Annotated in this window: 14 protein-coding genes and 1 tRNA gene; 11 read left to right on the plus strand and 4 right to left on the minus strand. The window is 62.9% G+C overall.

What is annotated here, in order from left to right:
- Nucleotides 1–99 precede the first annotated feature (99 nt).
- The gene (gene infB / locus EWF95_RS09440) at nt 100–1,887 is read left to right on the plus strand and encodes a translation initiation factor IF-2 (protein ID WP_142443805.1); all 1,788 of its coding nucleotides are present in this window, start codon (nt 100–102) and stop codon (nt 1,885–1,887) included.
- 130 nt (nt 1,888–2,017) lie between these two features.
- Here infB and EWF95_RS09445 read toward each other — a convergent pair whose 3' ends face one another.
- Nucleotides 2,018–2,596 carry an archaellin/type IV pilin N-terminal domain-containing protein gene (locus EWF95_RS09445; protein WP_142443806.1) on the minus strand — a complete coding sequence of 193 codons (579 nt, stop codon included), beginning with the start codon at nt 2,594–2,596 and terminating at the stop codon, nt 2,018–2,020.
- Nucleotides 2,597–2,981: 385 nt separating this feature from the next.
- Nucleotides 2,982–3,143, minus strand: a complete 162-nt coding sequence (locus tag EWF95_RS13590) for a hypothetical protein (RefSeq protein WP_185911756.1) — start codon at nt 3,141–3,143, stop codon at nt 2,982–2,984.
- 72 nt (nt 3,144–3,215) lie between these two features.
- Here EWF95_RS13590 and EWF95_RS09450 point away from each other — a divergent pair, with 72 nt between their 5' ends.
- From EWF95_RS09450 to ptsP, 5 genes are all read left to right on the plus strand, one after another.
- Nucleotides 3,216–4,589, plus strand: coding sequence for a phosphoglucomutase/phosphomannomutase family protein (locus EWF95_RS09450; RefSeq protein WP_142443807.1), 1,374 nt, complete (start codon nt 3,216–3,218; stop codon nt 4,587–4,589).
- A 90-nt stretch (nt 4,590–4,679) separates the two neighbouring features.
- Entirely contained in the window at nt 4,680–5,423 is a 744-nt protein-coding gene (locus EWF95_RS09455; protein ID WP_142443808.1) for a DNA polymerase sliding clamp, read from the plus strand.
- 51 nt (nt 5,424–5,474) lie between these two features.
- Nucleotides 5,475–6,833 (plus strand): phosphoglucosamine mutase, encoded by a 1,359-nt coding sequence (gene glmM / locus EWF95_RS09460; RefSeq protein WP_142443809.1) that lies wholly within the window; start codon nt 5,475–5,477, stop codon nt 6,831–6,833.
- Between the two features lie 86 nt (nt 6,834–6,919).
- On the plus strand, nt 6,920–7,225 hold the full coding sequence (ptsH1, locus tag EWF95_RS09465; RefSeq protein ID WP_142443810.1) for a phosphocarrier protein HPr: 306 nt from the start codon (nt 6,920–6,922) through the stop codon (nt 7,223–7,225).
- The gene (gene ptsP / locus EWF95_RS09470; protein ID WP_142443811.1) at nt 7,222–8,904 is read left to right on the plus strand and encodes a phosphoenolpyruvate--protein phosphotransferase; all 1,683 of its coding nucleotides are present in this window, start codon (nt 7,222–7,224) and stop codon (nt 8,902–8,904) included. The genes ptsH1 and ptsP overlap by 4 nt, the downstream gene beginning before the upstream one ends.
- A 1-nt stretch (nt 8,905) precedes the next feature.
- On the opposite strand, the gene EWF95_RS09475 is transcribed toward ptsP, so the two are convergent.
- Nucleotides 8,906–10,666, minus strand: coding sequence for a nitrite/sulfite reductase (locus tag EWF95_RS09475; protein ID WP_142443812.1), 1,761 nt, complete (start codon nt 10,664–10,666; stop codon nt 8,906–8,908).
- A gap of 585 nt (nt 10,667–11,251) precedes the next feature.
- Between EWF95_RS09475 and nasA (EWF95_RS09480) the strand changes: the two genes are divergently transcribed.
- The 5 genes from nasA (EWF95_RS09480) to EWF95_RS09500 all read left to right on the plus strand — a co-directional run bounded on the left by nasA (EWF95_RS09480) (nt 11,252) and on the right by EWF95_RS09500 (nt 19,335).
- A complete protein-coding gene (gene nasA, locus EWF95_RS09480; RefSeq protein WP_142443813.1) occupies nt 11,252–13,360 on the plus strand; it encodes an assimilatory nitrate reductase NasA in 2,109 nt (702 codons plus the stop codon).
- Nucleotides 13,361–13,612: 252 nt separating this feature from the next.
- On the plus strand, nt 13,613–15,706 hold the full coding sequence (gene nasA, locus EWF95_RS09485; protein ID WP_142443814.1) for an assimilatory nitrate reductase NasA: 2,094 nt from the start codon (nt 13,613–13,615) through the stop codon (nt 15,704–15,706).
- A gap of 359 nt (nt 15,707–16,065) precedes the next feature.
- On the plus strand, nt 16,066–17,373 hold the full coding sequence (locus EWF95_RS09490; protein WP_142443815.1) for an MFS transporter: 1,308 nt from the start codon (nt 16,066–16,068) through the stop codon (nt 17,371–17,373).
- Nucleotides 17,374–17,833: 460 nt separating this feature from the next.
- Nucleotides 17,834–18,013, plus strand: a complete 180-nt coding sequence (locus EWF95_RS09495) for a hypothetical protein (protein ID WP_142443816.1) — start codon at nt 17,834–17,836, stop codon at nt 18,011–18,013.
- A 14-nt stretch (nt 18,014–18,027) separates the two neighbouring features.
- On the plus strand, nt 18,028–19,335 hold the full coding sequence (locus EWF95_RS09500) for an MFS transporter (RefSeq protein ID WP_185911765.1): 1,308 nt from the start codon (nt 18,028–18,030) through the stop codon (nt 19,333–19,335).
- A 312-nt stretch (nt 19,336–19,647) separates the two neighbouring features.
- Here EWF95_RS09500 and EWF95_RS09505 read toward each other — a convergent pair.
- Nucleotides 19,648–19,728: transfer RNA gene (locus tag EWF95_RS09505), tRNA-Ser, on the minus strand.
- Nucleotides 19,729–19,793: the final 65 nt, after the last annotated feature.

Consider the following 19,793-nt stretch of genomic DNA (forward strand, 5'->3'; position numbering starts at 1 on the left):
CCACGGGCGCGTCCGACGGCCGGCAGACAGCCCGGAAGTTGAAAGGCTTAACTCCGATGGCCCGCTTCGACCGGTAACGCGGTTTCCGGAGTTCTCTGTATGTCAGATCACGATACCTCACTGCGAACCCCGATCGTTGCTGTCCTCGGTCACGTCGACCACGGCAAGACCAGTCTGCTGGATAAGATCCGTGGCTCGGCGGTCAGCGACGGCGAGGCCGGCGCGATCACCCAACACATCGGCGCGACGGCCGTCCCGCTGGAAACGATCGCCGATATGGCCGGCGATCTCGTCGAGGTCGAGGATTTCGATCTTCCTGGACTTCTCTTTATCGACACACCCGGCCACCACTCGTTTTCCACGCTGCGCTCCCGCGGCGGCGCGCTCGCCGATATCGCTATCCTCGTCGTCGATGTCAACGACGGCTTCCAGCCCCAAACTGAGGAGGCACTCGATATCCTCCAGCGCACCGGGACGCCCTTCGTTGTCGCCGCCAACAAGGCCGACACGACGCCGGGCTGGAATCCCGTCGAGAACTCGCCGATCAAACCCAGCTACGACGGTCAAAGCGATGTCGCCCGCCAGCGACTCGACGAGAATCTCTACGAGATCATCGGCCAACTATCCGACGACGGCTTCTCGGCGGATCTCTACTGGCGCGTCCAAAACTTCCAGAAAAACATCGGCGTCGTCCCCTGCTCGGCACTCACCGGCGAGGGCGTCCCCGACGTGCTCGCGGTGTTGATGGGCCTCTCCCAGCGGTTCATGAAAGCCGAGATGGAGATCGACGTGGAGGGCCCCGGCGAGGGCACCGTCCTCGAAGTAAAGGACGAACAAGGGTTCGGCGCGACCTTGGATGTCGTCGTCTACGACGGGACGATCAAGGAGGGCGATCAGATCGTCGTCGGCGGGGTCAACGACCCCATCGTCACCGAGATTCGCGCGCTGCTCCAACCGCAGCCGAACGCCGAGATCCGGGTCGAAAACCGCTTCGAGCGCGTCGAGTCGGTCGCCGCCGCCGCGGGTGTCAAGATCGCCGCACCCGACCTCGATGAGGCGATGGCCGGCGCGCCGGTGCGGGTCGTCCGCGACCGCGCGGTCGACGACGTGATCGAAGAGGTCAAAGCCGAACTCGCTGAGATCGAGGTCGACACCGAGGAGGAAGGCGTCGTCGTCAAAGCCGACACGCTCGGCAGTCTGGAGGCGATGGCCAACGCCCTCCGGGAGGCGGAGGTGCCGATCCTCCGGGCGGAGGTCGGCGACGTGGCACCCCGGGATATCGCGGTCGCCGGCACAGCCCGCGAACCCGAACACACCGTCATCCTCGGGTTCAACGTCGACGTGCTGCCGGATGCCGAGCGCGAACTCGAACAAAGCGAGGTGACGCTGTTCAACGACGACGTGATCTACCAGCTTGTCGAGGACTACGAGGAACACGTCGCGGAGATGCAGCGAGCCCAACAGGAGACGATCCTCGATAAGATCGTCCGCCCCGCCCGATTCCAGATCCTCGACGACCACACATTCCGGCAGTCCGATCCCGCCGTCGTCGGCGTCGAGATCATGTCGGGCACGATCAAGAACAACACGAACGTCGCCAAATTCGAGAACAACGAGCCGGATCGGGTCGGCGAACTCTCGGGGATTCAGGCCCAGGGTGACGACGTCGAGGAGGCCCGCGCGGGCGAGCGCGTCAGCGTCGCCATCGACGGGCCGACGGTCGGCCGCCAGATCGAGGAGGGCGACGAGCTGTGGATCGAGCTACCCGAAAAACACGCCAAGATCCTCGAACAGGAGCTCAACGAGGAGATCCCGGCCGACGAGTTGGAAGCGTTGTCGGGCTATCTGAACAAGCGACGGAAACGCGATCCGTTCTGGGGCAAATAGCGCGGTTCACGGCTGACAGCCGCGGAGCATCCAGATCGACCGGCTCCCGTATTTGGCGAGAAACGGAGCTGTGATAGTAGCGTCTTACTGACAGTACTGCACGACAAAAACAAACCCAGCGGGCGTCAGCCTACAGGATGTAGGATTTGTTGTCTTTGATCTGGCGCGGTGCCTGGAGTTGTTTGTATGTGCTCCCGCCGGCGGGTGCTTGGGCAACGATCGTGATCGACTCAGATTCCTCAAGCTGGGAGACCTCACTGAGACTGTCCAGCTGGAACCGGACGACCATCAGATCGTTCTGATCGGAGAGCACCTTGGTGCTGTTGTCCTCCAAGCCCTGAATGGAGATCAACGACACACCGCTTGTTTCGGCCTCGTTGCCGTTGACGACGGTCGCGTTGCCGCCGGTCTGGATGGTGTAGGAGGCTTTGCTCACGTTGATTGCATCCGAACCCGACGAAAGGCGAACAGACGCGTTGAGTTCGTCGATCTCGCCGTTACCGGTGGTCTCGCTGCCAACGACCTTGCCGATCTGGAAGACGTTGCTGACCTCGGCGGTTGTTTCCTCACCGGTTGCCTGTGCTTGTGATTGCAGGAGGCCTGCAGTGTTGATCAACACGCCGGCCGCGATCGCCGCGACCAGTACCATCGCAATGAAAACGATGAGCGTACCGATCCCCACCTGACCTCGGTTCTCTGTCTCGAACATGTGTGACTCCGCCCAACCCGGAACAGGTTAGGCGATGTCAGAACGACCGCGGGAGATACACATAAACCTACTCTCCCGAATTTCAAATTAGATAATAGTATCAGATCGATACGATGAGTTAATTCGACTCTCTTCGTATGATTATTTCATTGATATTTTTCTTACCCACCCCAATTATTTATATTGATAACTAGCCGATAGTTATTTTACCCTCTCCCTACAACCAACTGGTAGTCGCCTTAGTGACTGAGGGCGACTGTGTGACTACTACCCGGAACAGGTAGGGGAAGTTACCCAACGCTTCCCGTTCGAGATCCGGGGTGGTCGTAGTCATAATTGGTATTTTCCGCGGCGTGAAGATACGGTTCGGTGGTTCACGGATCGATCAGCCGTAGCCGGTCGCATTCGCCAAACGCAGGTGTGTCAGCGTCGTCTCATCACTCAGATTGAGATCAGCGGCGACAACAGGGATGATCGCGGCGACGACGATGATCGTGGCGATACCGAGGACGATCGTAGTGGAGGCGACGGCAGGTGAGGCACTCAACTACGATCGAAACCTGTGGCAGTCAACACCATGACCTCCTATCTTTTTGACGATCCACACAGCAGGTAGGGTATGGACAAGATTGCCTTCGGCACTGACGGATGGCGCGCCACCCTCGATATCTTCACCGACGAACGCGTTCGAATCGTTGGCGAAGCGGTCGCAACGTATCTCGAAGACGAGGGGTACACCGACCCCGTCATCGTCGGCTATGACGCCCGCGAGACCTCCCCCGGATTTGCGGAGAGCCTCGCCGAAATACTGGCGGGCCACGGCTTCGACGTGCTCCTGCCGAAGCGGGACTGCCCGACGCCCGTCATCGCCTACGCGATCGTCAACCGCGGGCTCTCGTGTGCGCTGATGGTCACCGCCTCGCACAACCCGCCGGAGTACAACGGCGTCAAGTTCATTCCCGAGGACGGCGCGCCCGCGCTGCCCGAACGAACCGAGAAGATCGAATCGAACCTTGCTGAACCTGACCTCCTCCCCGAAGACGAGTGGGGCGAGATCACGGAGATCGACCCCATTCCGGATCACGCCGAGCACGCAACCGACCTCGTCGGCGCGGATCTCTCGGATCTCACCATCGTCTACGACGCCCTCCACGGCAGCGGCCGCGGCGTCACCGACGCTCTGCTGGAGTCGGCGGGCGCGGAGGTCATCACCCGCCGCTGTACGCAGGATCCCGACTTCGGCGGCGGCGAACCCGAACCGAGCCCGAGCAATCTCCAGCCGCTCGCGGACGCAGTAGAAGAACACGATGCGGATCTCGGCATCGCCAACGACGGCGACGCCGACCGCATTGCGATCACGACGCCCGACCGCGGCTACCTCGACGAGAACCTGTTTTTCGCCGCCGTCTACGACTACCTGCTCGAATCGGATTCCGGCCCCGCCGTCCGCTCGGTGTCGACGACGTTCCTCATCGACCGCATCGCCGAGGCCAACGGCGAGGAGGTCATCGAGGTGCCGGTCGGCTTCAAGTGGGTCGGCAAAGCGATGGGCGACTCCGACGCGTTGATCGGCGGCGAGGAGTCGGGCGGGTTCTCGATCCGCGGCCACATCCGCGAGAAGGATGGTGTCTTGATGGCTCTCCTCGCTGGCGCGGTCACCGCCGCAAAACCGCTGGACGACCGCGTCGACGCCCTACTGGAGGAGTTCGGCGAGATTCACGCTAGCAAACGCAGCGTCGACTGCCCCGACAGCGAGAAGGAGCGCGTCCTTGACGATCTTGAAGACCACATCCCGGAATCGGTCGCCGGCAGCGCGGTCGCCAACACCGTCACCCTCGACGGGTTCAAGCTGCTGCTTGAGGACGGCTCGTGGCTGCTGATTCGCCCGAGCGGCACCGAGCCGAAACTGCGGGTCTACGGCGAGGCCAGCAGCGACGAGCGACTCCAGACCCTGCTGGATGAGGGCGTCGCCCTCGTTGAACCGCTGGTCTGAACGCCGTTGGCGCGTCGGCTGCGGCCGCAGCCGCGGCGAAACAGGGTGTAAACCGGGTGTCTTTTTATCCGGGCTTTCGTACCCCGGAGCATGTTCAAGGCCATCGTGAGTGCGGAGACGCTGAAGGACGCACTCGACTCGGTGAGCGTGCTGGTCGACGAGTGTAAGATCCGGCTGAACGAAGAGGAGTTCGCCATCCGCGCCGTCGACCCCGCAAACGTCGGGATGGTCGACCTCTCGCTTGCGGCGGCGGCCTTCGAGTCCTACGAGGCTGACGGCGGCGTCATCGGCGTCAACCTCGGCCGGCTTGAGGATATCGCCGGGATGGCAAACAGCGGCGATCTCATCCATCTCGAACTCGACGAGGAGACCCGCAAGCTCCACATCCAGATCGACGGCCTCTCCTACACCCTCGCGCTGATCGACCCCGACTCGATCCGCCAGGAGCCCGACATCCCGGATCTCGATCTCCCCGCCGAGATCGTCCTCGAAGGCAGCCAGCTCGGCCGCGGGATCACCGCCGCCGACATGGTCAGCGACCACATCGCCCTCCGTGTCGACCCCGACGAAGAGGCGTTCTATATCGAAGCCGAGGGCGACACCGACGACGTGGATCTCAAACTCGACAGCGACGATCTGATCGATCTGACGCCCGGCGCGGCCGACTCGCTGTTCTCGCTGGACTATCTCAAGGATATGAACAAGGCGATCCCGAACGCGACGGAGGTCACCGCGGAACTCGGCGAGGAGTTCCCCGTCAAGCTTCACTACGAGTTCGCTGAGGGGCTGGGGCAGGTCACCTACATGCTCGCCCCGCGGATCCAAAGCGAATAATCGACAGCGACAGGCCGCAACCGATTTTACCCACCCGCTTGAGGCGTACGTATGGAAGTGTTCGGCTCCAGTGGGGCTCGCGGGATCGCCGGCACCGAGCTCACCCCGGAGTTCGTTCTCAAGGTCGCCCAAGCCGCCGGCACGGTCTGGGAGGCCGATCGCGCCGCCATCGCCACCGACACCCGCCTGACAGGCGGGATGTTCGCCGACGCCACCGCCTCGGGGCTGGCCGGCGTCGGGCTCGATGTCGACCGACTTGGGGTGACGCCAACCCCGGCGATCGGCCGCTACTGTGAACAGGAGGCGATCCCGGGGGTCATGCTGACGGCCTCCCACAACCCGCCGGAGTACAACGGCGTCAAGCTGATCGGTGCCGACGGGATCGAGCTCTCGATCGACCGCTTAGAGCGGATCGAAGCCCACGCGCTGAGCGAGGAGTTTGATCTCGTCCCGTGGGAGCTTGTCGGCGAGAGCCGCGAGGTCGACACCGCAAACGCAACCTACCGCCAATCGCTCATCGACGCCGTCGACACCGACCGCATCGCCGACAGCGATCTCACGGTCGCGCTCGATCCCGGCCACGGCGCGGGTGGGCTCGTCAGCCCGAAGTTCTACCGCGAGTTGGGCTGTGAGGTCGTCACCGTCAACGCCCAGCTTGACGGCCGGTTTCCGGGACGGATGCCGGAGCCCGTGCCCCAAAATCTCGATGACCTCGGCCGGCTTGTCACCGCCGCCGACGCCGACGTTGGGATCGCTCACGACGGCGACGCGGATCGGTCGGTCTTCTTTGATGAACAGGGGAACTACATCGACGGCAACGCCTCGCTGGCCGCCCTCGCCGAACGCGAGCTATCGGCTGGCGATCACACGGTCGCCGCGGTCAACGTCTCCCAGCGGTTGGTCGATGTCTGCGACCGCGTCGACGCTGAGTTGGCACTGACGCCGATCGGCGCAAGTCACATCATCACCCGGATCAAGGAGCTGTGGACAGCCGGCGAAACCGTCCCGATCGCCGGCGAGGGCAACGGCGGCGTCTTCTTCCCGAACCATCGCCTCGTCCGCGATGGGGCGTATATCGGCGCGAAGTTCCTTGAGTTGATCGCCGACACGCCGGCCAGCGAGGTCGTCGCGCCGTATCAGGACTACCACAGCACACGGGTTAATCTCGCCTACGGCAGCGAGGCCGAACGCCGGACGATGCTGTCAGCCGCCGAGGAGTATGTCACAGACGCCGACGCAGAGATCTCAACGCTCGACGGCTACCGCCTCGATTACGGCGACTCGTGGGTGTTGGTGCGGCCGAGCGGCACCGAGCCGAAGATCCGGATCGTCGCCGAGGCGACGACCGCCGACCGCGCCGATGAACTGGCCGAAGCGTTGGCCGATGTGGTGCGGGCGGCCGTGGCCTGACGGCACCGACTGCCGACGGCATCACAGCCGAAACTGTCACCGGGGCGTCAAACATGGTAAGAGCCTGCACACCAAAACAGGGAGCCATGGAACGAATCGTCACGGTGGTTCCGGAGGCAGGGTTGCACGCACGGCCGGCATCGAAGTTCGTCCAGGCGGCCAATCGGTTCGACAGCGAGATCACGGTCGGCCGCGCCGACGGCGACGCCGTGAGCGCAAACAGCATGCTCGCGGTGACCGGGCTGAATATCGAACACGGCGAGGACGTCCGGATCACCGCCGAGGGCGACGACGCCGAGGCCGCACTCGACGAGCTTGAAGCCCTGTTGACGACGCCGGTCGAAGACGAGGATGGCGACGGCGATAAGAGCAAGGAGGAAGCAAGCGAATGAAGCTCAGCGGGGTTGGGAGCACGCCGCTGTCCGGTGTCGGCACCGCCCGCTGGTACCGCCCCGGCGATCTGACGCTCCCCGAGAAACCCGACCCGAGCGACGTCGACAGCGACGCAGAGCAGGCTCGATTCGAGGACGCCCAATCGACCGCCCGCGAGCAGATCGAGACCGCCCGCCGGCAGGCCGCCGAGCGCGTCGGCGAGGACGAAGCCGCGGTCTTCGAGGCCCACCTCCAGTTCCTCGATGATCCCCAGCTCGTCGACGACATCGAGCGCGCGATCGGCGAGGGAACGCCGGCCGAACACGCCGTCGACGACCGGTTTGGGGAAGCGATCGACCAGTTCGAGGGGATGGACGGCCGGATGGCCGAACGCGCCGACGATCTGCGGGATATCCGGGATCGACTCCTCCGCGTACTACTCGATGTCGAGACTGTCGACCTCTCGGCGTTGCCAGCGGACACCATCCTGCTGGCCGAGCGACTCACCCCGAGTGATACCGCGGCACTCGATCCCGACGCCGTGGCGGGTATCGCCACCATCACCGGGGGGCGTACCTCCCATGCCGCGATCATCGCCCGCTCGCTGGCGATCCCCGCGGTCGTCGGCGTCGGCGAGGAGCTGACCGAGATCGAGGAGGGCGACGAGGTGCTCGTCGACGGCGAGGCCGGAACCGTGGTCGTCGACCCCGACGAGGACGAACGGGCGGCCGCCGGCGGCGTCGATGCACCCGTCGTCGACGAGGCGGTTTCGACGGCCGACGGGAAGCGGATCGAGGTCGCGGCCAACATCGGCGGCGCGGCGGAGCTCGATCCGGCGGTCGCCCGCGGTGCCGACGGGATCGGGCTCTTTCGCAGCGAGTTCCTGTTTTTGGATCGGCAATCCCCGCCGGATGAGGCCGAGCAGTACGAGGCGATCACGACCGCGCTGGAAGCGTTTCCCGACGATCGGGTCGTGGTGCGAACACTGGATATCGGCGGCGACAAGGCCGTGCCGTATCTGGATCTACCGAGCGAAACAAACCCCTTCCTCGGCCAGCGCGGGATTCGGCTCTCGCTGGGGGCCCACAGCGACCTCTTCGAGACACAGTTGCGCGCGCTCTTACGCGCGTGCGCGAGCGATCACGGCGACGACCTCGCGGTGATGTTCCCGATGGCGACACAGATCGAGGAGGTCGAGGCCGCCATCGAGCGGGTCGACTCGGTCGCCGCCGATCTCGACAGCGAGGGGATCGACTACACGGTACCGGAACTCGGCGTGATGATCGAAACGCCGGCGGCCGCGTTTCTCGCCGACGCCCTGGCGGAGCGACTGGACTTTCTCAGCATCGGCACCAACGATCTCACGCAGTACGTGATGGCGGTCGACCGCGAGAACGACGCTGTCGCCGACTACCACGACCCGCTACATCCGGCGGTGCTCCGAGCGATCGATCGGACGGTCTCGGCCGCCGAGGGCCGCGACGCGTGGGTGGGGATGTGCGGCGAGATGGCCGGCGATCCCGACCTCACGGAGCTGCTTGTCGGCCTCGGGCTCGACGAACTCAGCATGAGTGCGGTGACAGTGCCGGCAGTAAAACAACAGGTGCAGCAGACCGCGACCGACGCCGCCCGCGAGCTGGCCGAGGAGGTACTGGCTTGTGAGACGCGGGCCGAGGTAGAGGCAGCCCTCGACGGGTAGTTCAGTCGTCGGCCGCGGCAGGAACGCCCTGTGGTTCCTCGATCTCGCTCTCGGCGAAGGGGTACCACGACTGCTTGGCGTCGTAGAGACACGGATCGTCGTAGCTCGTCTCCTCAGGATCACACAGCTCGATCAGCGGCTCCTCGCCGGTTGCGTCGACCCACTCGCGGAACGTCTGGCCCTCGAAGCGGTGGGCGGCATAGGCTTCGAGGATGTTTTTGATCGCGCCCGGCACCTCATCGGCCGGAACGCGCTGGCGGATCCAGTTGACGAACGAGGGTTCCTCGCCGATGCCGCCGCCGACGCCGATATCCATCGCCTCGACCATCTCGCCGTCCTTCCGGGCGCGCATGCCGATCAGGCCGATGTCGGCCGTGTTTGCCTGCCCACAGTCGGCCGTACAGCCGGAGTAGTGGATCTTGATCTGGTTGATATCGTCCGGCAGATCGACGTTATCGCGGAGCCAGCGCAGCATCCGGGCCATCCGGGTTTTCGTCTCGGTGAGCGCGAGCCCGCAGAACTCGGTGCCGGTACAGGCGGTCGCCCCGCGAACGAAGGGGTTCGGCTCGGGTTTGTGTTTGTGGAGCAGCGGCTTGCGAAGCAGTTCGTCGACCCGGTCGGGGTCGACATCCATGATCAGCGGGTTCTGCCGGCGGGTCAGCCGGATCTCGCCGGAGCCGTACTCGTCGGCAAGATCCGCAAGCCGGAGCACCTCTTGGGATTCGAGCCGGCCGGAGGCGACGCTGAGGCCGACCCATTTCTTGTCGTCCTTCTGATCGTGAACACCGAGGTAGTCGAAGTCGCCGTCCTCGGCGGGTCGACCGGCGTTGTAGGTGTACTCCTCCCGCATGTCTGTGCCGCCGGTTTTGAGCTCCCAGTCGACGTACTCCTCTTGGAGCTTGTCTCGAATCCACTCGGTGCCGTGTTCGTCGACGAAGAACCGCGCGCGGTTCTTGTTGCGGTTCTGGCGGTTGCCCTTCTCGTGGTAGAGTTCGACGAAGTTGCGGACGATGTCGACGGCGCGGTCGGGTTCGACCCAGACGTTGAGCGCGCGAGCAACGCGGGGTTCGTGGCCGCCGAGGCCGCCGCCGACGCGGACGTTGAACCCGAGCTCTTCCTCGCCGTCGATCTCCTTCGTTGCGGGTTCGAGGCCGATATCGTTGATCGAATCCTGCGCGCCGCCCTCCGGCGTCCCAGTGATCGAGATATTGAACTTCCGCGGCATGTTGCAGAGATCGTCGTCATCGCGGATCTCCTCCTGGAACCGATCGAGAATCGGGAGCGTGTCAATGATCTCGTCGTCGGTTTTGCCGGCGACCGGACAGCCGACGATGTTGCGCATCGTGTCGCCGCCGGCCGACCGGGTAGTGACGCCAGCCGGTTCGATGATATCCCAGACTTTTGGAACATCTTCGAATTTTACCCAGTGGAGTTGGACAGACTGTCGCGTCGTGAAGTCGATCCAGCCGTTGCCGTACTCCGGGTTGTCCTCGGGGCCTTTGGCGTACTCCTCGGCGGCCTTGCCGATCGCGCGGAGTTGGCCGGGTTCGAGCCGGCCGTTACAGTTGGTCAACCGCATCATGCAGTAGCCTTCCTGCCCTGAGCGGTGGCTGAAGACGCCCCAGAACTTGAACCGGCAGAACCATTTGTCGACCTCGTCGTCGGGGATCGAATCGTAGCCTTTCTCGGCGAACTCCACCAGCTTCTCGCGGACTTCGTCGCCGTACAAGCCGTCCTTGTACTCCTCTTTTTTGTGTGCCATCAGTTGGCCTCCGGAGCGGTGATCGTCGGTTCCTGCGCCGATTCAGTGAGTATATCCGCAAAGTGCGTGTCTTCAACTATTTCATTGGTCGGGTGCTCAGTGAGCATAGGTATAGATTTAGATCCCAGCATAAAATGTTGTCTGTTTAATAAATACGAAAATTTTGTTCGAAAGAGGTCGAACTCACAATCCGGTGTCAGTCGAGGGTATTTTTCGGCATCTCGAAACAGAATTAAAATAGCTCACGTTTTGCGTTCGATAAGAGAAAATATGAAATATTATTCGCAGAGAGGTGATCAATCGACGATACTCGGAGGGGCGATCGGGCCGACCAGCCAGTCGTGATACATCGACGCCCGCAGATCCCGTTGACTAGGGACGGCCAGAAGCCACGCGTATGCCTGTACGCACGATGAATGTAGAACGAATATCCAATATTTTTCCCGAAATCGAAATGATTATGTGACTTTCATCCGAAATAGTGATTGAACCATCCATAATGAATCGCCCTCACATGTATTTGTTATCTCCACGGCGTGTTCAGGTCGCAGCGATCGAACAACCGACTGGCGTCCGGAGTGATCGATGACTGAATGGACGCCGACGACATGTATGCGGTGTGCCGTCGGCTGCGGCCACCTGCAGAAAGGCGTCGACAGCGGCTATGGGGTCGACACCGTCCGCGGTGACGCAAACCATCCGGTCAGCCGAGGATTAGCCTGTCAGCGCGGGATCAGCGAATCAGCCGATCCCGACGGCGAGTGGCTGACCCGACCACTCATCCGGAAGGGCGGACGGCTGGTGGCGACAAGCTGGGATACAGCCCTCGGCGTCGTCACCAACCGATTCGAGGACGCACTGGAGAACAACCCCGACGGGGTTGCGGTGCTCGGCAGCGGCCAGCAGACCAACGAGTCCGCCTACCTCCTGGGAAAGCTCGCCCGCGGCGGGTTTGGTACCCGATACTACGACGCCAACACGACGCTGTGTATGGCCTCGGCGGTCACCGCCTACTACCAGGCGTTCGGCAGCGACGCGCCGCCGCCAACCTACGACGATGTGCCGGAGGCGCAAACACATCTCGTCTGGGGGGCAAACCCGACGGCCGCCCACCCGGTGTTGTACCGCTGGATCTCCCAGAGTGCCGACGAGGATGACAGTCAACTCATCGTTGTCGACCCGGTCGAAAGCGGGACGGCCGAGGACGCCGACCACCACGTCCAGCTTGCGCCGGGCACCGATCTCGCGTTTGCCCGGGCGGTGTTGGCGCGGCTCATCGAAACCGACGCGATCGATCCCGACTTTATCGAGGAGACGACCGTCGGCTTCGAGGCCCTCGTCGAGGAACTGCCGGACGTGGAAGAGGCTGCGGCGACCGCGAAGGTATCCGTCGAAACCGTCGACGCCGTCGCCGAGTCACTCAGCGACGATACCCTCATCTACTGGGGTATGGGCGTCAACCAGAGCGTCCAGGGGACAGCAACAGCCCGAGCACTCATCGATCTCTGTTTGGCGACCGGAAATCTCGGGCCGGGAAGCGGCCCGTTTTCGCTGACCGGCCAAGCCAACTCGATGGGCACCCGGATCTGCTCCTCGAAGGGAACCTGGCCAGGCCACCGAGCCTTCGGTGACCCCGACCACCGCGAGACCGTGGCGGATGCGTGGGGGGTCGACGCCGAGGGGCTCCCGGCCGATCCGGGGCCGGGGCCGGTCGGGATCGTCGACGCGCTGGCCGACGGGCCACCCGAGGCCTGTTGGGCGGTCGCCACGAATCCGGCCGCCGGGATGCCGGACGCCGAGGCTGTCCGGGAGACCCTGGACGAGACGTTCCTCGTCGTTCAGGATGCGTTCAGAACCGAGACGGTCGAGCTGGCCGATGTCGTCCTCCCGGCGGCGACGTGGGGTGAAACCGAGGGGACAGCCACCAACATGGAGCGGACGATCTCACGGGTTCGAGCGACAACCGAGCTGCCCTCGAAGGTCAGGCAGGATATCGATATCATCGCCGCGATCGGCCATCGACTCTTCCCGGGGGTTATCGATCGCCCGCCGGTCGAGCCCGAGGGGGTTTTCGATGCGTTCCGCGAGCTGACCGCCGGAACGCCGGCCGACTGCTCGGGGATCTCCTACGACCGACTGGATGCCGAACTCGCCGTGCGGTGGCCAACAGCCGATCCCGACAGCCAAGCCGGCTACCGGTACACCGACGGCGAGGAGTGGACGTTCCCGACACCCGAAAACCGGGCCCGATTTTCCACAGCGACCCACGGCGGGCTGGCCGAACCGACCGACGAGAGCTACCCGCTCACGCTGACAACCGGCCGCAGAGCCGATGCCTACAACACCGGGGTGCGGACACGCGAGGAGACAGCCGGCTGTCCGGTTGCTCGGGTGCATCCACAGACAACGTTGGATCAGATGGCAGCACTGGATCGCGGACAAACGGTTATCGTCTCCCGGCGGGCGTCGGTAACAGTCGAGGTACAGCCCGACAACGGGGTTCCGGAGGGGGTGGTCTGGCTGCCGATCCACCATCCGGCGGTCAACGCGTTGACGCTGCCGGAGGTTGATCCGGAATCCGACGAGCCGAACTTCAAGCAGTGTGCGATCGATATGCGTCCCCCATCGCCGTCGAACCCGCTGACGACACAGGGGTTGACCGTTGACGAAACGGTCGCCGGGGAAGGCGACTAACTGATGAGAACACGAACGTGAAGATATACATGGTTGAAAAATACGCTACAACATGGACAGAGGCGAAGTTCTTTTATCTATGTGAGAACATTCGTGTATCAGAACCCACCACAAATGAGCGATCGTATCAGTATCCGGAACAGATGATCGATCACACAGATCAGTCGTTCGGGCGAGACAAATCGCTCGGGCGAGGTCAGTTGCTCGGACGAAACAGATCGCTCGGGCGGGTCGATCGCCGGTGATCAGCCGATGAGCGACTGGCAACCAACAACCTGCATGCGGTGTGCGGTCGGCTGCGGTCACCTCCAGAAGCCGGCCGCCGACGGGAAGCTGGCGGCGGTGAAAGGCCACGCCGGCCATCCGACAACCGACGGCAGCAAATGCAAGCGCGGGATCGACGAGACGGTCGATCCGAAGGGTGAACGGATCACAGAGCCGCTCATCCGTCGCGGCGGCGAGCTACAGCCGGCAACCTGGGATACCGCCTTGGGCCTTGTTACCTCGCGGTTTATCGAGGCACTCGGCAACAACGACGGCGATATCGCGGTGCTCGGCAGCGGCCAACAGACCAATGAGGCCGCCTACGCCTTAGGAAAGCTCGCCCGCGGCGGGTTCGGCACCCCATACTACGATTCCAACACGACGCTGTGTATGGCCTCGGCGGTCTCGGCGTACTTCAAGGCGTTCGGCAGCGACGCGCCGCCGCCGACGTATGCGGATATCCCCGACGCCGAGACCCATCTCATCTGGGGGGCGAATCCGGCGACAGCCCACCCGGTTGTCTACCGCTGGATCACCGAGAGCATCGCCGACGGAGACGGACAGCTGCTCGTCGTCGACCCGGTGGAGACAAAGACGGCAGCCGACGCCGACACGCACATCCAACCCACCGCCGGCACCGACCTCGCGCTGGCACGGGCCGTCCTGGCGGCGGTCATCGACGCGGGTGATGTGGCGACCGAGTTTATCGAAAATCACACAACCGGCTACGAGGAGCTGGTGAACTCGCTGCCGGAACTGGAGACGGCGGCCGAAACCGCAGGCGTGTCGCTGGCGACGGTACAACGGATCGCCGACGCCCTGACCGATCGAACCCTGCTCTACTGGGGGATGGGAGTCAATCAGAGCGTCCAAGGGACAGGGACGGCGCGGGCACTCATCGATCTCTGTTTGGCAACCGGGAATATGGGCCCCGGGAGCGGCCCGTTTTCGCTGACCGGCCAGGCCAACTCGATGGGCAACCGGGTGTGCTCCTCGAAAAATACCTGGCCGGGCCACCGTCCGTTTACCGAGACGACAGCCCGCAAGGCCGTTTCGGCCGCCTGGGATGTGCCGCTCTCCCGGCTGCCCGAGACGCCGGGGCCAGGGTTCGTCGGCATCGTCGACGCGTTAGCCCGCGGCGACATCGAGGTATGTTGGACAGTCGCCACAAACCCGGCCGCCGGGATGCCGGATGCCGGGCAGGTCAAAAACGTGCTCAGAGAGTCGTTCCTTGTGGCACAGGATGCGTTTTACTCCGACACCGTGGAGTGTGCGGATGTGGTGTTGCCGGCGGCGACCTGGGGTGAAACTGAGGGCACCACGACCAACATGGAACGCCGGGTCTCGCGGGTCAGAGCGGGGGTTGAGCCGCCCGGCTCGGCACGACAGGATCTTGATATCATCGCCGCCATCGGCAACCGGATCGAAACGGGGCTGTTTCCGGAGCCGCCGTTGGAGCCGGCGGCGGTCTTTGCGGAACTGAGCGAGCTCACCGCCGGCACAAAAGCCGATCTGGCAGGGATCTCCTACGACCGGCTGGACGAGGAGCTGGCTGTTCGGTGGCCGGCTCCCGACGGCGAGACCGAGGGCGGCTACCGGTACCACAACGAAGGGTCGTGGTCGTTCGAAACGGAGTCAGGGCGAGCACAGTTTTCGACAGCCACACACAGCGGTGTTCCGGAGCCGCTCGATGCAGACTACCCGTTGGTGTTGACCACCGGTCGCTGTACCGGCGTCTACAACACGGGGATCAGAAGCCGCGCTCCCGATGTCGAGGTGGCAAACGCACGGGTTCACCCCGAGACCATCGGGAAGTGTCTTGGTGCCTTCGACCGCGGCCAGACCGTGATCGAATCTCGGCGGGATAGCGTCACCGTCACCGTGGAGGCCGACGAGAGCATCCCGCCGGGGATGGTCTGGGTGCCGATCCACAACCCCGCGGCAAACAAGCTGACGCTGCCGGAGGTTGATCCGGAATCCGACGAGCCAAACCTCAAACAGTGTGCGGTGTGTCTCACGGCACCGAGCCGCCCCGACAGAACGACCGCCGACGGGCCGTCGGTGCCTGTTGACAGCGACTGACCGGATATTTGGATCTGCTGCCCACAGCGTGACGCCGCTGTTGAAGTGGTCGCCCGTGCTGTCGTCGGGACAGCACCACGACGATGGTTTCGTTTGTCAACAACGAATCCAGGCGAGACACTGCGATAGAGCCCGCAAGGCCTGAGTATGGTGACTGCTCATCGAGGAGAGGGTGAAACCAGCGTCGATATGCGTGATTTTGCCCGAATAACTGCTTGTGTTTTTATTTTCAACTAAATATAGTTGAAACATACTTCATCGCTCAAGCAACCAAAAGACCCAAATTTACAACTATAAAATTCTACTGTTTGTTAATCACACATCTTATTAATTGAATCAGTATTGTGTTCACACGTTGTATGGATGATGTCGATCTTCGGGGATCGCCACAGCAGGGACTCGTGACGGCGACCTTCGGCTTCTTTATCGGGTTTGCCGGTGTCGTGTTGTACGGACCAATTGCTCCGCAGTTCGGCGACGCGATGGGCCTGTCGGGGGTGCTGTTGGGGCTACTCGTCGCCGCACCGCAGTTGAGTGGCTCGCTCCTCCGGATTCCGTTCGGCGCGTGGACCGACGATGTGGGGGCGAAGCTCCCGTTCCTGATTCTGCTTGTCCTCTCGATTATCGGGATGAGCGGGTTAGCAGTGATTTTACTGTGGCTGTATCCCGACGGGCTGACGTACCAGCAGTTCCCGCTCGTCTTTCTCTTCGGCTGTCTGAGCGGCTGCGGCATCGCTGTCTTCTCTATCGGCAGTGCCCAGACATCCTACTGGTATCCGACCGACAGACAGGGTACCGCACTCGCCATCTACGCCGGTCTCGGGAACAGTTCGCCTGGCGTTGCGACACTGATCGTTCCGGTCGTCATCACGGCACTCGGAATTACCCAAACCTATCTGCTGTGGCTCGGCCTGCTTGTCGTCGGCACGCTCGTCTTCGCCTACTACGCCGTCGACCCCTACTACTTCCAACTTCGCAAGCAGGGAGTCGACGCGGAGACAGCCAAACAGCGCGCCGAAACGGAAGGTCAGGAACTGTTCCCCTCCGGGAACGCAATGGAATCGATCCGCAACGCGGCCCGGATTCGACGTGTCTGGGCACTGGTGGCGATGTTTTTCGTCTCCTTCGGCGGCTTTCTCGCGCTGTCGGTCTGGCTGCCGTCCTACTGGATCGAACTCCACGGCCTCAACATCCGGTCGGCGGGCGTGGTCACCGCGATTACGTTCGTACTCGCCGCCGCACTGATCCGGGTGCCAGGCGGCTGGATCAGCGACACTGTCGGCGGCGAGCCGACCGCTATCGTCAGCTTCGGCGCGATTGGCTGTGGCTCGATCCTGCTCGTCTGGACGCGTGATCTGGGAACCGCGATGGCCGCAACGTTCCTGCTGGCGGTGGGGATGGGTGTTGCCAACGCCGCAGTCTTCCAGCTCGTCCCGAAATACGTCCCCGAAGCGGTCGGTGGTGCCTCGGGACTGGTCGGTGGCCTCGGCGCGTTCGGCGGGTTCGCTGTCCCGCCGCTGCTGGGCTTGTTCGTCGACATCTACGGGATCGACGGCTACGCAACAGGGTTCGTCACCTATCTCGTCCTCGGCGTCGGTGGGATGATTCTGGCGAGTCGGCTCTACCGAACCGTCGACCAGCAGCCTGGCACGCCAGCGGTTTCATAACTATCCTCACCGCCCTCACGGCCAGGGCAAAGGGTTGTTCTCCCCAAGCAGCGGTGGCAATTTCATTTTTGACTTTACCGTATTTTTCGACATAGGTTGATGATGAAGCACTTTAATCAGTATAAGGATGTAACAAATGTTCTTCTATCGAATACAGTGTGAAATACAAAACTTCGAGGTTTCGTTTGTAAAGAACGCGAACAGCGGGGTATCCATCGGTACAGGCCGTGAGGCGGATTTGTATATAACGATCACTATCTTTTTTCTCGAAACGCAGTTCAAATCAGTAGCTTTCACACGGTTTCGCATCAGGGTTTTAATTTCACAGTACACAGTGTGAAACGTATTACATCAAATCCACAAACAGGCGAACATCAACCTCAGCCATCCTTATTTTCAGCTTTGTTCACCGTAGATATTATTAAGCACCCGTATGTGATGTCTAACTGCGTTAGAACACATGTTTGAACGATTCGACGAAGCGAAAACGGAGAAACGCCCACCGAACCACCGCAGTGGGGACGCGGATCGCCACTACCTGACTGCGGTTGCCGTCGGCGCGGCCGCTCGCGCCGAATCCGACACCCCGTTCGATGACGACCCCTTCGATAGCGCGACCACCGGAGGTGTCGACGTATGAAGAGTCCGATCAGGATGACGAAATACCGGACGCTACTGTTGGCGACGATCGGCTTCAATTTCTCGTTTCTGATCTGGTTTTCCTTCGCGCCGTTCACCGGCGGGATGGCCGAGGAGTTCGGCCTCTCGACGGCCGAGATCGGGATTCTGGCGAGTTCAGCCATCTGGATGGCTCCGTTCGGTCGCATCCTCACCGGCTGGCTCTCTGATAAGTTCGGCGCGCCGGTCATCTTCGCCATCGTGCTTGCGTACGTTGGCGTCTTCTCGATCGGCAGCGCGTTCGCCCAGGATTACTCGGTGTTCTTCGTCGCCCGGCTGATCGTGGCGACGGCGGGTATCACGTTCGTGATCGGCATCCAGCACGTCGCCGAGTGGTGGGAAGAGGAGAACCTCGGGCTGGCCGAGGGGATCTACGCCGGGATCGGGAACGCGGGTGCAGCCGGCGGCGCGCTCATCCTCCCGCGAGTCTTCGGCACCGGCTGGAGCGGACCGCTGTTTGCGACCAACTGGCGGGCAGCCTTCTTCTACACCGGCTGTGTCTCGATCGTGCTTGCGGTCGTCTACTTCGTCTTCGGCGAGGCCGCCAAAAGCGAGGAAAAACGCCAGGCGACCAAGGAGAACGCGACCGCGAAGGGCTGGTTCTACACCGCCACCCGCTACGGGACGGTCGTGCTCGCGGCAGCCTACATCATGTCGTTCGGCCTTGAGCTGTCGATGAACGGCTGGCTCGCCACCTACTACCGTGAGGCGTTCGATACGAACAACCTCGTGTTGGCGAGTACGTTCGCGGCGACGTTCTCGGTTGCCGCCGGCCTGTTGCGTCCCTTCGGCGGCTACGGCAGCGATCTGTTGGCCCGCAAGGAGATGAACATCCTGCCGTTCTTCAAGGGCCAGTACCGCGAACAGTGGACGTTCCTCGGGCTATGCTTCATCGTGGTGTCGATGTTCGGCATGACGCTGGCTGGCCTCTCAGGGGTTGTGATGAACGCCGTTATCGTCGGCTTCCTCGTCGGCACCGGCTGTGCGTGGGCCGAGGGGGCGATCTTCGCGCAGGTGCCGGCGATGTTCCCCAACAGCTCCGGGTCGGTTGCCGGGATCGTCGGCGGCGTCGGCACGGTCGGCGGGATCGTCTACCCGCTGGTCTACTCCGCGCCGTGGCTGGCGAACTTCCACATCGGCTACTCGGTGACCGCCGCGTCGATGATCCCCATCGTCCTGCTGGCTGCGTGGGTGTTCCAGCCGGAGATCTCGAAGGTCGCCAACACGGCCGGCTTCGTTGGCGACGCCCAAGAGGGGCCGTCGGCGACGCCAAGCGATGACTGACCGCGGTGCTCGACTACCGTTTTAGGAGGCGATCCTGAGGCGGTCTGAGCGGATTCTTTTTGCGACTCACGAGGTGGCTCGCACACGCTACGCCCACGGCGACGCCGTTCGCTTACCGTGGTGCGTCGTGCCACGCTCGCAGTGCTCGGCGGTGTTGTTCGTCGCAAAACGCCAGGACAGGGATTTGAACTCAGTCGTTTCGCTCACTTCGTTCGCTTCACTCCCTGCTCAAATCCTGTCGTGTGCCGTTGACGACTCACGAGGAGCCTCGCACACGCTACGCGGTGCTCGGAAGTATTGTTCGTCGCAAAACGCCAGGACAGGGATTTGAACCCCGGATCCCAAAGGGAACACGCTTTCCAGGCGTGCGCCTTACCACTCGGCCATCCTGGCTCGTCTCCTTCTACCCCGCTGCCGATTTTAAACGTGTTGGTCGGCTGTTCCGAGCCACCCGCTGC

This window comes from Halonotius roseus (assembly GCF_006861655.1).
GTDB lineage: Archaea > Halobacteriota > Halobacteria > Halobacteriales > Haloferacaceae > Halonotius > Halonotius roseus.

Bases quoted from the DNA above. Each gene is read 5' to 3' on its own strand.
- infB (WP_142443805.1), top strand. From the start codon at position 100: ATGTCAGATCACGATACCTCACTGCGAACCCCGATCGTTGCTGTCCTC.
- EWF95_RS09445 (WP_142443806.1), bottom strand. From the start codon at position 2,596: ATGTTCGAGACAGAGAACCGAGGTCAGGTGGGGATCGGTACGCTCATC.
- EWF95_RS09450 (WP_142443807.1), top strand. From the start codon at position 3,216: ATGGACAAGATTGCCTTCGGCACTGACGGATGGCGCGCCACCCTCGAT.
- EWF95_RS09455 (WP_142443808.1), top strand. From the start codon at position 4,680: ATGTTCAAGGCCATCGTGAGTGCGGAGACGCTGAAGGACGCACTCGAC.
- glmM (WP_142443809.1), top strand. From the start codon at position 5,475: ATGGAAGTGTTCGGCTCCAGTGGGGCTCGCGGGATCGCCGGCACCGAG.
- ptsH1 (WP_142443810.1), top strand. From the start codon at position 6,920: ATGGAACGAATCGTCACGGTGGTTCCGGAGGCAGGGTTGCACGCACGG.
- ptsP (WP_142443811.1), top strand. From the start codon at position 7,222: ATGAAGCTCAGCGGGGTTGGGAGCACGCCGCTGTCCGGTGTCGGCACC.
- EWF95_RS09475 (WP_142443812.1), bottom strand. From the start codon at position 10,666: ATGGCACACAAAAAAGAGGAGTACAAGGACGGCTTGTACGGCGACGAA.
- nasA (WP_142443813.1), top strand. From the start codon at position 11,252: ATGACTGAATGGACGCCGACGACATGTATGCGGTGTGCCGTCGGCTGC.
- nasA (WP_142443814.1), top strand. From the start codon at position 13,613: ATGAGCGACTGGCAACCAACAACCTGCATGCGGTGTGCGGTCGGCTGC.
- EWF95_RS09490 (WP_142443815.1), top strand. From the start codon at position 16,066: ATGGATGATGTCGATCTTCGGGGATCGCCACAGCAGGGACTCGTGACG.
- EWF95_RS09495 (WP_142443816.1), top strand. From the start codon at position 17,834: ATGTTTGAACGATTCGACGAAGCGAAAACGGAGAAACGCCCACCGAAC.
- EWF95_RS09500 (WP_185911765.1), top strand. From the start codon at position 18,028: ATGACGAAATACCGGACGCTACTGTTGGCGACGATCGGCTTCAATTTC.